General features: G+C 64.4%; 9 protein-coding genes. 7 read left to right on the top strand and 2 right to left on the bottom strand.

Annotated features, from left to right (window positions below):
- Window positions 1–18 precede the first annotated feature (18 nt).
- The 3 genes from selD to DWV00_RS10410 all read left to right on the top strand — a co-directional run bounded on the left by selD (window position 19) and on the right by DWV00_RS10410 (window position 4,939).
- Window positions 19–1,092: a selenide, water dikinase SelD gene (gene selD, locus DWV00_RS10420; RefSeq protein ID WP_115533875.1), complete on the top strand. Its 1,074-nt coding sequence runs from the start codon at window positions 19–21 to the stop codon at window positions 1,090–1,092.
- A gap of 169 nt (window positions 1,093–1,261) precedes the next feature.
- On the top strand, window positions 1,262–3,784 hold the full coding sequence (locus tag DWV00_RS10415; RefSeq protein WP_245964816.1) for a mechanosensitive ion channel family protein: 2,523 nt from the start codon (window positions 1,262–1,264) through the stop codon (window positions 3,782–3,784).
- Between the two features lie 93 nt (window positions 3,785–3,877).
- Window positions 3,878–4,939, top strand: coding sequence for a purine-nucleoside phosphorylase (locus tag DWV00_RS10410; RefSeq protein ID WP_115533499.1), 1,062 nt, complete (start codon window positions 3,878–3,880; stop codon window positions 4,937–4,939).
- Window positions 4,940–5,121: 182 nt separating this feature from the next.
- Here the strand turns inward: DWV00_RS10410 and DWV00_RS10400 are convergent, their stop codons facing one another.
- Both DWV00_RS10400 and DWV00_RS10395 read right to left on the bottom strand, forming a co-directional pair.
- Complete coding sequence (locus DWV00_RS10400) at window positions 5,122–5,421, bottom strand: DUF4148 domain-containing protein (protein ID WP_115533497.1); 300 nt, start codon at window positions 5,419–5,421, stop codon at window positions 5,122–5,124.
- 234 nt (window positions 5,422–5,655) lie between these two features.
- Window positions 5,656–6,660: a LysR family transcriptional regulator gene (locus DWV00_RS10395; RefSeq protein ID WP_115533496.1), complete on the bottom strand. Its 1,005-nt coding sequence runs from the start codon at window positions 6,658–6,660 to the stop codon at window positions 5,656–5,658.
- Window positions 6,661–6,861: 201 nt separating this feature from the next.
- Between DWV00_RS10395 and DWV00_RS10390 the strand changes: the two genes are divergently transcribed.
- The 4 genes from DWV00_RS10390 to DWV00_RS10375 are packed head-to-tail and all read left to right on the top strand — an operon-like array spanning window position 6,862 to window position 13,733.
- Window positions 6,862–7,707: an alpha/beta hydrolase gene (locus DWV00_RS10390; RefSeq protein ID WP_115533874.1), complete on the top strand. Its 846-nt coding sequence runs from the start codon at window positions 6,862–6,864 to the stop codon at window positions 7,705–7,707.
- 45 nt (window positions 7,708–7,752) lie between these two features.
- Window positions 7,753–8,964 (top strand): efflux RND transporter periplasmic adaptor subunit, encoded by a 1,212-nt coding sequence (locus tag DWV00_RS10385; RefSeq protein ID WP_115533495.1) that lies wholly within the window; start codon window positions 7,753–7,755, stop codon window positions 8,962–8,964.
- 44 nt (window positions 8,965–9,008) lie between these two features.
- Window positions 9,009–12,203, top strand: a complete 3,195-nt coding sequence (locus DWV00_RS10380) for an efflux RND transporter permease subunit (RefSeq protein WP_115533494.1) — start codon at window positions 9,009–9,011, stop codon at window positions 12,201–12,203.
- Between the two features lie 18 nt (window positions 12,204–12,221).
- A complete protein-coding gene (locus tag DWV00_RS10375; RefSeq protein WP_115533493.1) occupies window positions 12,222–13,733 on the top strand; it encodes an efflux transporter outer membrane subunit in 1,512 nt (503 codons plus the stop codon).
- Window positions 13,734–13,737: the final 4 nt, after the last annotated feature.

The following is a 13,737-nucleotide window of genomic DNA, read 5'->3' as shown; positions in this document are numbered from 1 at the left end:
CAAGGAATGAAGGAAGCAATGAACGATCGACACGATGCGGGCGGCGCGGTGCCGCGTTTGACGAGCCTTTCGCACGGCGGCGGCTGCGGCTGCAAGATCGCGCCGGGCGTGCTGGCCGAGTTGCTTGCCACGCAGGCCGCGCCGCTGCCCACCGCGGCTTTCGCCGATTTGCTCGTGGGCAGGGAGACGGCCGACGATGCCGCCGTCTATCGGCTCAACGACGAGCAGGCGATCGTCGCGACGACGGATTTTTTCATGCCGATCGTCGACGATCCCTACGACTTCGGCCGCATCGCCGCCACCAATGCCTTGTCCGATCTCTATGCGATGGGGGCGCGGCCGATTCTCGCGCTCGCGCTGGTGGGCATGCCGATCAACGTGCTGCCGAGGCAGACCATCGCTGCCATCCTGCGCGGCGGCGAAAGCGTCTGTGCGGAGGCCGGCATTCCGGTGGCGGGCGGACATTCGATCGATTCGGTCGAGCCGATCTACGGCTTGGCGGCGCTCGGCGTCGTGCATCCGGCACGCGTCAAGCGCAACTCGACCGCGCGCGCCGGGGACGTCCTCGTGCTCGGCAAGCCGCTCGGCGTCGGCGTGTTGTCGGCCGCGCTGAAGAAAAACGAACTCGATCAGGCCGGATATGCCGAGATGATCGACTCGGCCACCCGGCTGAACCGTCCCGGCATCGCGCTCGCCGACATGCCGGACGTTCACGCGCTGACGGACGTGACGGGCTTCGGCTTGCTCGGGCACGCGCTGGAACTCGCGCGCGGCGCGTCGTGCGGCATTCGTCTGCGCTATCGCGACTTGCCTTGGCTGGCTGGGGTCGAAGCATTGGCCGCGCGCGGCATCGTGACGGGGGCATCGGCACGCAACTGGACGTCGTATGGTGCCGAAGTCGAACTCGATTCGGCGCTGCCCGAGGCGGCACGTTCATTGCTCACCGATCCCCAGACCTCGGGCGGCTTGCTCGCGGCGTGCGCGCCCGGCGCGGTCGACGACGTGCTCGCCTGCTTTCGCGCCGAGGGCTTCGCCCGAGCCGCGGTGATCGGAGAAATGACCGGCGGGGCGCCGCGCATCGAGGTGGTTTGACGGTCGAAGGCGACCGGCGGCAAGTTTTCGGGATCGTTCGGGTAAGAACGGAGTCAGATGGGGATCGAGCGCGCTGCCACGGTCTATTCGCGGCTTGCGCTCCCTGTCTTTGGCGTTTCTTCCTCACGTTTCTATGCGCAAATTTCTGTCCGCCTGCTTACTCTGCCTATTGTTCTTATCGTATTGCGATTCTTCCGCGTATGCGGCGCCGGCTTCGGCGCCCGCGGCGGCGCAGCCCGTCTCCAACCCTTCCACGGTCGTTCTGACACCCGAGCAGGCCAAGCACGCGCTGCAAGTGCTCGGCGATCCGAAGTCGCGCTCGCAGATGGAAGACACGCTGCGCGCCATTGCGGCGGCCGGCGCGCTTGCCACGCCGCCCGCCGCCAGCGCGCCCGCGGCCGCGCCCCCCAAAAGCGCATCGGCCGTCCTGTCGGCGATCGCCTCGAACGGGCTCGTCTCGCAGATCTCTCACTCCACCGTCAACTCCATTCGGAAGGTTGGGACATCGTTGCGCCATTCCGCGGGCGCCTTGCTCGACGTGCGCTCCGTGCGCGCCTGGTGGGGCTACGAAATCACGAGCAAGGAGGGGCGCGCACAGCTCGAACAGTTGGGCTGGACGCTCGTGGCCACGCTTGTTCCCGCGTGGCTCGTGAGTTGGTTCTTCACTTGGCTGCTTAGAAAGCGCGTGGCCGCGCTGGCCGTCGGCAAGGCCGAAGGCCAGAGCGAAGCGGGTGCGAACGGTGGAACGGATGCCGCGAACGCCGCCAACGCGCGGGCCGACGCCGAGGTGAGCACGCTCAATGCGAACGTGCCCGCCGCGAGCATCGACGAACACGCGCTGCGCGCGGCTCGCAATCAGCGCAACGCGGCCCACGCGGGCCAGCATTGGTCGGTGCTGCAGCGCCTGCCTTATGCCTTGCTGCACACGCTGCTCGAAGCGATTCCGCTCGCGGCGTTCATCGGCGTGGCAGTTGTCGCGATGTCGCTGCTGACGGATGACGGCACCCAGGAAGCCGACGTCGTGCAGACCGTGATCGAGGTCTATGCCGTCGCGCGAGCGGTCCTGCTCGCGAGCGGGTTCTTGTTCGCCGGCGATGCGCCGAGGCTGCGCCTGCTGCCGCTCGGCGACATCTGGGCCGCCTTTAGCGAGCGCTGGATCCTGCGTCTCGTCGTCGTCCTCGGGGGCGGCGTCGCGATGTCCGAGACGCCGGTATCGCTCGGCCTGACGGCGGAGGCCCACCTTGGGATCCAGAAAGCCGTGGCGCTCATCGGCCACGTGATGATCGCGATTCTGATCTTGCAGATTCGCCGCCCCGTTGCCGGCTGGATCCGATCGAAATGCGCGAAGTCCGGACTGCTGCGTTTCCTGGCCAATTGGCTCGCCGATGTTTGGGCGGCGGTCGCCGTGTTCCTGGTGATGGCGCTGTGGTTCATCTGGGCGCTCGACGTGCGCAACGGCTACCAAGCCTTGCTCGAGCACGGCGGGCTGTCGCTTTTGATTCTCATCTGCGCGCGTGTCATAGCGATCGTAACGTTCGGGATTCTCGGCCGCATCTTCAAGCCGAACAACGGCCAGCCTGCCTCGATCGCGCTGCAGCGCGCCCAGCGCTACTACCCGTGGCTGCGCCGCTTGGTGTGGCTCGTCATCCTCATCGTGGGCGTCACGCTGATCCTGCGGGTGTGGGACATCCATGCCTTGCACCTCTTCACCGGCAACTTCATCGGCCGCCGATTGATGTCGGCCTGCGTGACCATTGCCGTCGCCGCTTTCATCGCGCTGCTGGTTTGGGAGGTCATCAATACGTCGATCGAGCGCCGTCTGCTGCGCTGGACCGACGCGGGCGACCTCATGCGGGCGGCGCGCTTGCGAACGTTGCTGCCGATGCTGCGCACCGCGCTGCTCGTCGGTATCGCCCTCGTCATCGGGCTGACGGGCCTGAGCGAGATCGGCGTCAACATCGGGCCGCTGCTGGCGGGCGCGAGCATTTTCGGCGTGGCGCTCGGCTTCGGCTCGCAAAAGCTCGTGCAGGATTTCATCACGGGGATGTTCCTGCTGATGGAAAACGCGATGCAGGTCGGCGATTGGGTGACGCTCGCGGGTGTGTCGGGAACGGTCGAGTATCTGTCGATACGGACCGTACGCTTGCGAGGCGGCGACGGCGCACTGCATACGGTGCCGTTCAGCTCGGTCTCGACGGTGACGAATTCGAACCGCGGGCTCGGCAATGCGGCGGTCAAGGTCAGCATCGCCTATGGACAAGACATCGAGCTTGCCACGGCGACGCTGAAGGAAATCGGCGCTCAACTGCGCGACGATCCGAAGTTCAAGGACGGCATCATCAGCGATTTCAGCTTCTGGGGCGTCGATCAGGTTGACGGTTCCATGGTGACGCTCGTCGGTCAGGTCCAGTGCCGCGACTCGGCACGGTGGCCGATTCAGCGCGAATTCAACCGCCGCATCGCCGAACTGTTCCGCGAGCGCGATATCGTCATCGCGAATCCGCTGCGCAACGTGCTGGTGCCGCCGAAGGATCGCAGCGCGCCGCCGCCGGACGACATCAAGGGCGATGCCGACGCCGCGGCCGGCCAAGCGCAAGCGGCAAAAACCGAGGCGGAAGGAACGAACGAAGCGAACGAGACCAACAAGGCGAACGAAAAAGGGCGAGGCGAGGCACCTTCCGCAGACAAATAACGAGGGATGGGCGTCCCTCTTCTATACTGACGCGCGCAGTACCCGCGTCAGCAAGCGATTCTCTCCAACAATCACGAATCCAAAGGAACGCCCATGCTTACTCGCACCATCATGTCGATCGGCGCCATCGCGCTAACGGCTTGCGCGGCCACGGCCTCGAACGCGCAAGACAACGACTCGAGCTTTGCCGAAAACGGCTCTCACGGCCGCCACGTCAAGGTCATGATCATTTCGATGTTTGCACCGGAAGGACAGGTCTGGCTAGATAAACTCGGCCCGTGGGAGTCGATTCCGGTTGCGGGCTTGTCGCCCGATTATCCCGACGTCCATTGCAACAAGCAGGACATCTGCGTGATGACGACCGGCATGGGACACGCGAACGCCGCCGCTTCCACGATGGCGCTCGCGTTCTCTCCGCGTTTCGATCTGCGGCACACCTACTTCTTGATCGCCGGGATTGCCGGCATCGACCCACAGCAGGGCACGATCGGCTCCGCCGCTTGGGCGAAATACCTCGTCGACTTCGGGATCCAGTGGGAACTCGATGGGCGTGAAATTCCCCCGGGTTGGAATACGGGCTATCTCGGCATCAATACGACAAGCCCGACCCAGAAGCCTCCGCTCGATTACAAGACCGAGGTGTTTCAGCTGAATACGAAGCTTGCCGATGCCGCGTACGCGCTGTCGCGCAATGTCGTGCTGACCGATAGCACGCAAGCGCAATCGGCGCGCGCCAAGTTCGGCTACGCACCGGCAAACCAGCCGCCCGCGGTCATCCAATGCGACACGCTTGCCGGCGATACCTGGTTTTCAGGCACGGACATCGGCCAGCGCGCACGCGACTGGATGAAGATCATGACCGACGGCAACGGGACCTACTGCACGACGCAGCAAGAGGACAATGCGACGTACGAAGCGCTGACGCGCGCCGCGAATGCGCATCGCGTCGACCTCTCGCGCGTCGCCGACCTGCGTGCGGGATCCGACTTCGATCGTCCCTACGCGGGCCAGACGAGCGCCGACAATCTGCTGAACTACGCCGCGCAAGGCGGCTTTACCGTTGCGCTCTCGAACCTGTACTTGACGGGCAACCCGCTCGTGCAGGCGATTGCGACGCATTGGAGCGAATGGCGAGACGGCGTGCCGCAGCACTGAGCGCGTCGGCCGCGGCGGCGTTTTGCCGCCGCGGCACGAACGGCGTCCAGACCGGCGTGTCGCTGTCCCAATGATCGAGTACGGAAGTGGCTACGTCGAACATTTAGGACTCCTTATAGTTAGGGGTGCGGAGTTGGCCCACTAAAGCTGCAACTGAAACCGAAACTGAAACTGCTCGAGGCTTAGTTGCCTGCGCGAGCGACTTGGACGCCCGAATTGCCGTGCTCGTTCATCGCATAACGCTCCGCTTGCGCTTGGCCGGCAAGGCTCAGGTCCGGATAGCTTTGCTTGTTCATCGACGGCAACGTACCGTCTTGACGCGCGGCGACGATTTCGGCCCGGACTTCGGCGCGCGTCTTCGTGCTCGTGCTGGCCACGGGGGCGTCTTGGTACGAACCGTTATGGCCGATGCTGCCGCCGGCGAACGCGGCGGTGCTGGCGAAAAGCGAAACAAAAAGGGCGGCGATGAGAGTGCGCTTCATGATATTGCTCCTGTCGATTCGATGTATCGGGTGCGTTGCCGGTGATCGGCGTCGCGACAGGTGCAAATGTAGGCGCCCCAGGAATCAGGATAAACCCGAGTTTTGCGAAATAATTTGTCAGTGTGGCAGAACAATCGCGCTCCAGCACGCCGGGCGGGGCGCTGGAGGCATTCGATGCGGCCTTGGATGTAGGCGCTAAGCTGCGCTAGACCGCGCAGACTGCGGTAGGTCGAGTTAAACCACCCACTCCGTGAGCACCGGCGTATCGAGTGCCGGCGCGTTTTCCCGTTCTTCCGGCGTGCGCTTGCTGCACACGGTGTCGAGGCTTTCGCGCCCGCTCAGCAGCGGGCAGCGATCGAACACTTCGGCCACCCAGTCTACGAATACGCGTACCTTTGGCGAAAGATGGCGGCTGTGCGGATAGACGGCCGAAATCGGCATCGGCAGCGGCTTCCATTCGGGCAGCACTTCCTTGAGCGCGCCCGAGCGCAGATGCGGCAACACCATGAAATGCGCCATCTGAATGAGGCCGAAGCCTTCGAGCGCGCAGGTCACGTAGGCGTCTGCATCGTTGACGGAGACGGAGCCGGGCATCTTCACCTCGACTTCCTTGCCGTCGACGAGAAACGACCAATCGAAAGTGCGGCCCGTCTTGCTCGAGAAGTAATTGACGGCTTGGTACTGGGTCAATTCCTCGAGCGTGCGCGGCTCGCCCGCGCGGGCGAGGTACTCGGGCGAGGCACACGTGACGCCTTCGAACAAACCGATCCGGCGCGCGACGAGCGACGAATCCTGCAGGGCGCCGACGCGCAGCACGCAATCGACGTTTTCTTGCAGCAGATCGACGGGCCGATCGGAGAAGCCGAGTTGCAGATCGATGTCCGGGTAGCGCGTGCGGAATTCGCAGAGCGCCGGAATGACGATCGTGCGCCCGAGCGAGCCCGGCATGTCCACGCGCAATTTGCCGTGCGGTTTCTTGCTGCCGTTTTGCAGGCTGCTCTCGGTTTCTTCGACGTCCGCCAAAATGCGCACGCATCGCTCATAATAGGCGGCACCGTCGGGTGTGAGGCTCAGCCGCCGCGTCGTACGATGCATGAGCCGCACGCCGAGGTGCGACTCCAGGTTCTGAATGATCGTGGTGACCGAGGCACGCGGCAGATCGAGCGTCTCCGCGGCCTTCGTGAAGCTGTTCGTGTCGACCACACGTGTGAAGACTTGCATGGCCTGAAGGCGATCCATCTTCGTTCTCCGATAGAAGAATGAATGACTCACCGCCTTTGCACACCGGGGTTGCCGAGATGCTGCCCAACATTCCCAATTAATGAGATCTATTGTTCGGGCGCAGTGAATTGTGTTGCCGGATTATAGGCATTTATCCGGAACTCTGCCGAACACACAATTCGCAACATCGTGAAACTGTTGCGCTTTGCGCGTTCGAACATGCGAACTACGCCTTCCCGTGGTCTGCCGGCGGGGTCGCCTTGGGGCACACACCCGCTCGAGGTCAACGAGGCACAGATTGCCGGTTATGAAAGCAATATCCAGGTACGGCTTTATCGCCGCGCCGGGGTAGGCTCGTTGCCGGTCATGCTTTATTTTCATGGCGGCGCATTCGTCGGCGGCTCGCTCGACGACGGCGATCTCGCCGCGCGGCATTTCGCCGAGCACCTGCCGGTATTGGTCATCTCCGTAGGCTATTCGCTCGCGCCGAAGCATCCGTTTCCGGCCGCGCTCGAAGACGCCTACCGCGCGGCGCGCTGGGCGGAAGGCGCGGGCAAGGCGATCGGCGGCGATGGTAAGCGGCTGTTTGCCGCGGGCCATTGCGCGGGCGGGCACGTCGCGAACGGTCTCGCGTTCATGGCGCGCGATCGCGGCGACGTGCGCATCGGCGCGCTGGCGATGTTCAGTCCCATGCTCGATCCGAGCATGACGTGCCTGGCCGACGAGCGCATCGTCGATTCGGATATCTCGTCGCGCCAATGTCTCGCGAGCTACCGCGCCTATTTGCCGAAGGCCTCGCAGCGCATGCATCCGTACGCGGCGCCGCTCGAATCGGCGCGGCTCGCGGGCTTGCCGCCCATGTTCATCGCGACGGCGCGCAACGACGTGCTGCACGTCGAAGCGGAAACGTACGCCGCCCGGCTGATCGGCGCGGGCGTGCCCACGCAGGTCATGCGCTACTCGAACGCGACTCACGAGCGAATCGCGTACGATCCGCAAGCTTTGCAAGATGCGTCGCGTTTTTTCGAATGCCATCTTCGGGCCCGCGCTGTCACAGCGGGCTGAGTTCGAACGTCATACAACAAGTCACCACACCCCGGAGCCTCGACAATGTCCAAGAAACCTCTTTCTCGAAATCGCATCGCCTACGCGGTCCTGGCCGTGGCCGCGGTTGCCGGTATCGGTGCGTTCAGTGCGATTCGCGTCAATGCGAGCGCGCCTGCGCAAGCCGCACCGATGGCGCCGGAGGTCGACGTCGCCAACGTCCTGAACAAGACCGTCACCGATTGGCAGTCGTACTCGGGCCGGCTCGAGGCCGTCGACAAGGTCGACATTCGTCCGCAGGTGTCGGGCACGATCGTGGCGGTCGACTTCAAGGACGGCGCGCTCGTGAAGAAAGGGCAAACGTTGTTCGTGATCGATCAGCGCCCCTATGCGGCCGAAGTCGATCGCACCCAGGCGCAGCTTGCCGCGGCCAAGGCGCGCGAGAGCTATGCACAAACCGACTGGCAGCGCGCGCAGCGCCTGATGGCCGACAACGCGATCGCCAAGCGCGACTACGACGAGAAGCAGAACAACGCCCTGTCGGCGGCCGCCGATGTGAAAGCGGCGCAGGCCGCGCTCGAGACCGCGCAGATCAACCTCGGCTATACGACGATCACGGCGCCCGTCGCCGGCCGCGTGTCGCGTGCTGAGATAACAGTGGGCAACGTGGTCTCGTCGGGTGCGAACGCCGCGCCGCTGACGACGCTCGTTTCGGTTTCGCCGATCTACGCGTCGTTCGACGTCGACGAGCAGACGTACCTCAAGTACATCGGGCGCGCGCGCAACGGCACGGACGTACCAGTCGATCTCGGGCTCGCCGACGAAACGGGCTATTCGCGCAAGGGCGTGATCGCATCGGTCGACAACCGGCTCGATACGTCGTCGGGCACGATTCGCGTGCGCGCGCGTTTCGACAATGCGGACGGCACGCTCGTGCCGGGCTTGTATGCGCGCGTCAAGGTGGGCGGCGGCGAGCCGCACTCGGCTCTCCTGATCGACGAAGCCGCGATCGGCACCGACCAAGACAAGAAGTTCGTACTGGCCGTCGACGCGCAAGGCAAGGTCGCTTACCGCGAAGTGAAGCTCGGCTCGGAGCACGGCAATCTGCGCGTGATCACGGCAGGGCTGAGCGTGGGCGACCGCATCGTCGTCAACGGTGTCCAGCGCGTGCGTCCGGGCCAGACCGTGCGGGCGCACATGGTGCCGATGACCGACGATCCGACGGGCGGCAACGCTAACGCGAGCTCTGACGCGGGCGGCCAATCGACGAATTCCTGAGATATCGCTTCGAAGCGAGGCGTTTCAATTACTCAGAAAGCGACATGAACATTTCTAAATTCTTTATCGACCGACCTATCTTCGCAGGGGTGATGTCGGTCCTGATCCTGCTGGCAGGTGTGATCTCGCTGTTCCAGCTGCCGATCTCCGAGTACCCCGAGGTGGTGCCGCCGTCAGTCGTCGTTCACGCCCAGTATCCGGGCGCGAACCCGAAGGTGATCGCGGAGACCGTGGCCTCGCCGCTGGAAGAGCAGATCAACGGCGTCGAGAACATGCTCTATATGCAGTCGCAGGCGAACAGCGACGGCAACTTGACGCTGACCGTCACGTTCAAGCTCGGCACCGATCCGGACAAGGCTCAGCAGCTCGTGCAGAACCGCGTCTCGCAGGCGCTGCCGCGTCTGCCCGACGACGTGCAGCGGCTCGGCGTGACGACGATCAAGAGCTCGCCGACGCTGACGATGGTCGTGCACTTGATCTCGCCGGACAACCGCTACGACATGACGTATCTGCGCAACTACGCGCTGCTCAACGTCAAGGATCGCCTCGAGCGGATCTCGGGCGTCGGCGAAGTGCAGCTGTGGGGCTCGGGCGACTACGCAATGCGGATTTGGCTCGATCCGAACAAGCTGGCCGAGCGTAACCTGACGGCGAGCGATGTCGTCAACGCCATTCGCGAGCAGAACGTGCAGGTGGCGGCCGGTGTGATCGGCGGCTCGCCGTCGCTGCCGGGCGTGCCGTTGCAGTTGTCGGTGAATGCCCGCGGCCGCTTGCAGACCACGGATCAGTTCGGTGCGATCGTCGTCAAGACCGCGCCCGACGGCGGCGTGACCTATCTGCGCGACGTTGCGCGCGTCGAGCTGGCCGCGTCCGAGTATGGCTTGCGCTCGCTGCTCGACAACAAGCCGGCCGTCGCGCTCGCGATCAACCAGCAGCCCGGTGCGAACTCGCTCGCGATTTCGGATCAAGTTCGCGCGGACATGGCCGAGCTCAAGAAGGATTTCCCGGCCGGCGTCGACTACAGCATCGTTTATGACCCGACCCAGTTCGTGCGTTCGAGTATCGAGGCGGTGATTCACACGCTGCTCGAAGCGATCGCGCTCGTCGTCATCGTTGTGATCGTGTTCTTGCAGACGTGGCGCGCGTCGATCATTCCGCTCGTCGCGGTGCCCGTGTCGATCGTGGGGACGTTCTCGCTGCTGCTCGCGTTCGGCTTTTCCATCAATGCGTTGTCGCTGTTCGGGATGGTGCTGGCGATCGGGATCGTCGTCGACGATGCGATCGTCGTGGTGGAAAACGTCGAGCGGAACATATCGGCGGGCCTAACCGCCAGAGCGGCAACGTATAGAGCGATGCGCGAGGTGAGCGGGCCGATCATCGCCATTGCGCTCACGCTCGTCGCGGTGTTCGTGCCGCTCGCGTTCATGAGCGGCTTGACGGGGCAGTTCTACAAGCAGTTCGCGATGACGATCGCGATCTCGACGGTGATCTCGGCGTTCAACTCGCTGACGCTCTCGCCGGCGCTGTGCGCGATCTTGCTGCGCGGCCACGATGCGCCGAAGGATTGGCTCACGCGTGCGATGGACCGTGTATTCGGCGGCTTCTTCAACCAGTTCAACAAGGTCTTCAAGCGCGGCTCGCAGAAGTATGGCCGCGGCGTGACGGGCGTGCTCGGCCGCAAATCGCTGATGCTCGGCGTCTACGCGGTGCTGCTCGGCGCAACGGTGCTGATCACGCACGTCGTGCCGGGTGGCTTCGTGCCGGCGCAGGACAAGGAGTACCTGATCGCGTTCGCGCAATTGCCGAACGGCGCGACGCTCGACCGCAGCGAGGAAGTCATTCGCGAAATGGGCGACATCGCGATGAAGCAGCCCGGCGTCGAGCACGCAGTGGCGTTCCCGGGCTTGTCGGTGAACGGTTTCACCAATAGTTCCAGCGCGGGCATCGTGTTCGTGACGCTCAAGCCGTTCAAGGACCGCGGTTCGAAGGCGCTGTCGGCCGGCGCGATCGCGGGTGCGCTGAACATGAAGTACGCCGGGATCAAGGGGGCGTTCGTCGCCGTGTTCCCGCCGCCGCCGGTGCTGGGCTTGGGGACGCTCGGCGGTTTCAAGCTGCAGCTCGAGGATCGCGGTGCGCTCGGTTACGCGCAGCTCGACGAGGCAACGCAGGCGTTCATCAAGCGTGCGCAGCAAGCACCGGAATTGGGTCCGCTCTTCACGAGCTATCAGATCAACGTGCCGCAGTTGAACGTCGATCTGGACCGCGTGAAGGCCAAGCAGCTCGGCGTGTCGGTTACCGACGTGTTCGACACGATGCAGATCTATCTCGGCTCGCTGTACGTGAACGACTTCAACCGCTTCGGCCGCGTCTATCAAGTGCGGGTGCAAGCCGATGCGCCGTTCCGCGCGCATCCGGACGACATCCTGCAGCTGAAGACCCGCAACGCGTCGGGCGAGATGGTGCCGCTCTCGTCGCTCGTGACGGTGTCGCCGACGTTCGGTCCCGAGATGGTGGTGCGCTACAACGGCTACACGGCGGCCGACATCAACGGCGGCCCCGCGCCGGGGTACTCGTCGGGTCAAGCGCAAGCGGCGATCGAGCGTATCGCGAAGGAATCGCTGCCGCGCGGCGTGAAGTTCGAGTGGACCGACTTGACGTATCAGCAAGTGCTGGCCGGCAACTCGGCGATCTGGGTGTTCCCGATCAGCGTGCTGCTCGTGTTCCTCGTGCTTGCCGCGCTGTACGAGAGCTTGACGCTGCCGCTCGCCGTCATCCTGATCGTGCCGATGAGCGTGCTGTCCGCGTTGACGGGTGTGTGGCTGCTGCACGGCGACAACAACATCTTCACGCAGATCGGCTTGATGGTGCTGGTGGGCTTGGCATCGAAGAACGCGATTCTGATCGTCGAGTTCGCACGTGAACTCGAGCATGACGGACGCACGCCGGTCGCCGCGGCGATCGAGGCGAGCCGTCTGCGGCTGCGCCCGATCTTGATGACGTCGATCGCCTTCATCATGGGTGTCGTGCCGCTCGTGCTGTCGTCGGGCGCGGGCTCGGAAATGCGCCATGCGATGGGTATCGCGGTGTTCTTCGGGATGCTGGGTGTGACGCTGTTCGGTCTCATGCTGACGCCGGTGTTCTATGTGGTGCTGCGTAAGCTGGCCGGCGGCACGATCCATGTGGCGGGCAAGGACTCGCAAAAGGAATCGGACCTCGAACCCGAGATGTCGGATGCTTGAGGCCAGGAGAAACATAAGATGAAACGGTTTGATTCGATTGGCGGTAGTTCGCGCCTTGCATTGCGGGCATTGGCGGGCGGCCTGTTGATGGCACTCGTCGCAGCCTGCTCGACGGGCCCGACCTATAAGCGGCCCGACGTCGATACGCCCACCGCGTTCAAGGAAGCGCCGCTGCCGGCTTCCGAGGCGGGCACGTGGAAGAGCGCTCAGCCTTCGGAAGCGCTCCAGCGCGGCCAATGGTGGACGGTCTTCGGCGATGACACGTTGAACAAGCTCGAAGACGAAGCGCTGGCTCAGAACCAGAACTTGAAGGCGGCTGCCGCACGGGTGCGCGAATCGCGTGCCTCGCTCAATGCCGCGCGTTCGGCCTGGTTCCCCGAGATCGACGCCGGCTTTGGCCCGACACGCGAACGTGTCTCGCCCGCTTCGCAGGGCCTGCCGGAAAACGCGTATCTGCCGCCGCAGACGATTTGGCGCGCGCAGACGACGGCATCGTATGAAGCTCCGTTGTTCGGGCGCGTCAGCGACAACGTCGCGGCTTCGCGTGCCGATTCGCAGCAGCAGGAAGCGCTGTTCCGTTCGGTCCAGCTCGCGCTGCAGGCCGACGTGGCGGCAAACTACTTCGCGCTGCGCGAACTCGATACGGAGCTGGACTTGTATCGCAAGACGGTGGCGTCGCGCGAAGATGGGCTCAAGCTAGTCAAGAGCCGCTACAACGCGGGCGAAGTCAGCGAACTCGATCTGCAGCAGGCGACGAACGCGCTCGCGTCGGCGCGCGCCGATGCAGCCGGTGTCGAACGGCAGCGCGCGGCATCCGAGCATGCGCTTGCCGTGCTGCTCGGCAAGCCGCCCGCGGACTTCACGTTCCCGCAAACGCCGCTTGTGCCGGTGGTGGCACGTGTGCCGGCCGGCTTGCCCTCCGCGCTGCTCGAACGCCGTCCGGACGTTTCGGCCGCCGAGCAGGCGATGGCCGCCGCGAATGCGCGTGTCGGGCTGGCGAAATCGGCGTTCTTCCCGCAGCTCGATATCACGGGTGCGTTCGGATACGAGTCGGTGGGTTTGGCTCAGTTGTTCAAATGGTCGAGCCGGACGTTCCTGCTCGGGCCGTTGGCCGGCACGGCGCTCACGCTGCCGCTGTTCGACGGCGGCCGGCGCAAGGCTGACCTGGCGCAGGCCCGGGCGCAATACGACGAGCAGGTCGCGAACTATCGGTCGCAAGTGCTGACTGCGTTCCGCGAAGTCGAAGATAGCCTGTCCGATTTGCGCTTGCTCGACGATCAGATCCGTGCGCAGACCGATGCGGTAAACGCGGCTGCGCGCGCGGAGCATCTGTCGGACGACCAGTATCGCGAAGGGCAGGTCAACTATCTCGACGTGCTCGACAGCCAGCGCACGGTGCTGCAAGCGCAGCGTCAGGCGAGCCAGTTGGCCGGTGCGCAGGCGGTGGCGACGGTCAACCTCATCCGCGCATTGGGTGGCGGCTGGGGCGACATGAAGGCGGGCGATACGCAGCAAGTGGCCAAGCAGTAACGGA

The organism is Trinickia dinghuensis, from assembly GCF_003367175.1.
In the GTDB taxonomy this organism is placed as follows: domain Bacteria; phylum Pseudomonadota; class Gammaproteobacteria; order Burkholderiales; family Burkholderiaceae; genus Trinickia; species Trinickia dinghuensis.
This window is presented reverse-complemented; position numbering and strand designations above follow the sequence as displayed.

Coding starts and splice junctions, on each gene's coding strand:
- selD (WP_115533875.1), top strand. CDS start 19: ATGAACGATCGACACGATGCGGGCGGCGCGGTGCCGCGTTTGACGAGC.
- DWV00_RS10410 (WP_115533499.1), top strand. CDS start 3,878: ATGCTTACTCGCACCATCATGTCGATCGGCGCCATCGCGCTAACGGCT.
- DWV00_RS10400 (WP_115533497.1), bottom strand. CDS start 5,421: ATGAAGCGCACTCTCATCGCCGCCCTTTTTGTTTCGCTTTTCGCCAGC.
- DWV00_RS10395 (WP_115533496.1), bottom strand. CDS start 6,660: ATGGATCGCCTTCAGGCCATGCAAGTCTTCACACGTGTGGTCGACACG.
- DWV00_RS10390 (WP_115533874.1), top strand. CDS start 6,862: ATGCGAACTACGCCTTCCCGTGGTCTGCCGGCGGGGTCGCCTTGGGGC.
- DWV00_RS10385 (WP_115533495.1), top strand. CDS start 7,753: ATGTCCAAGAAACCTCTTTCTCGAAATCGCATCGCCTACGCGGTCCTG.
- DWV00_RS10380 (WP_115533494.1), top strand. CDS start 9,009: ATGAACATTTCTAAATTCTTTATCGACCGACCTATCTTCGCAGGGGTG.
- DWV00_RS10375 (WP_115533493.1), top strand. CDS start 12,222: ATGAAACGGTTTGATTCGATTGGCGGTAGTTCGCGCCTTGCATTGCGG.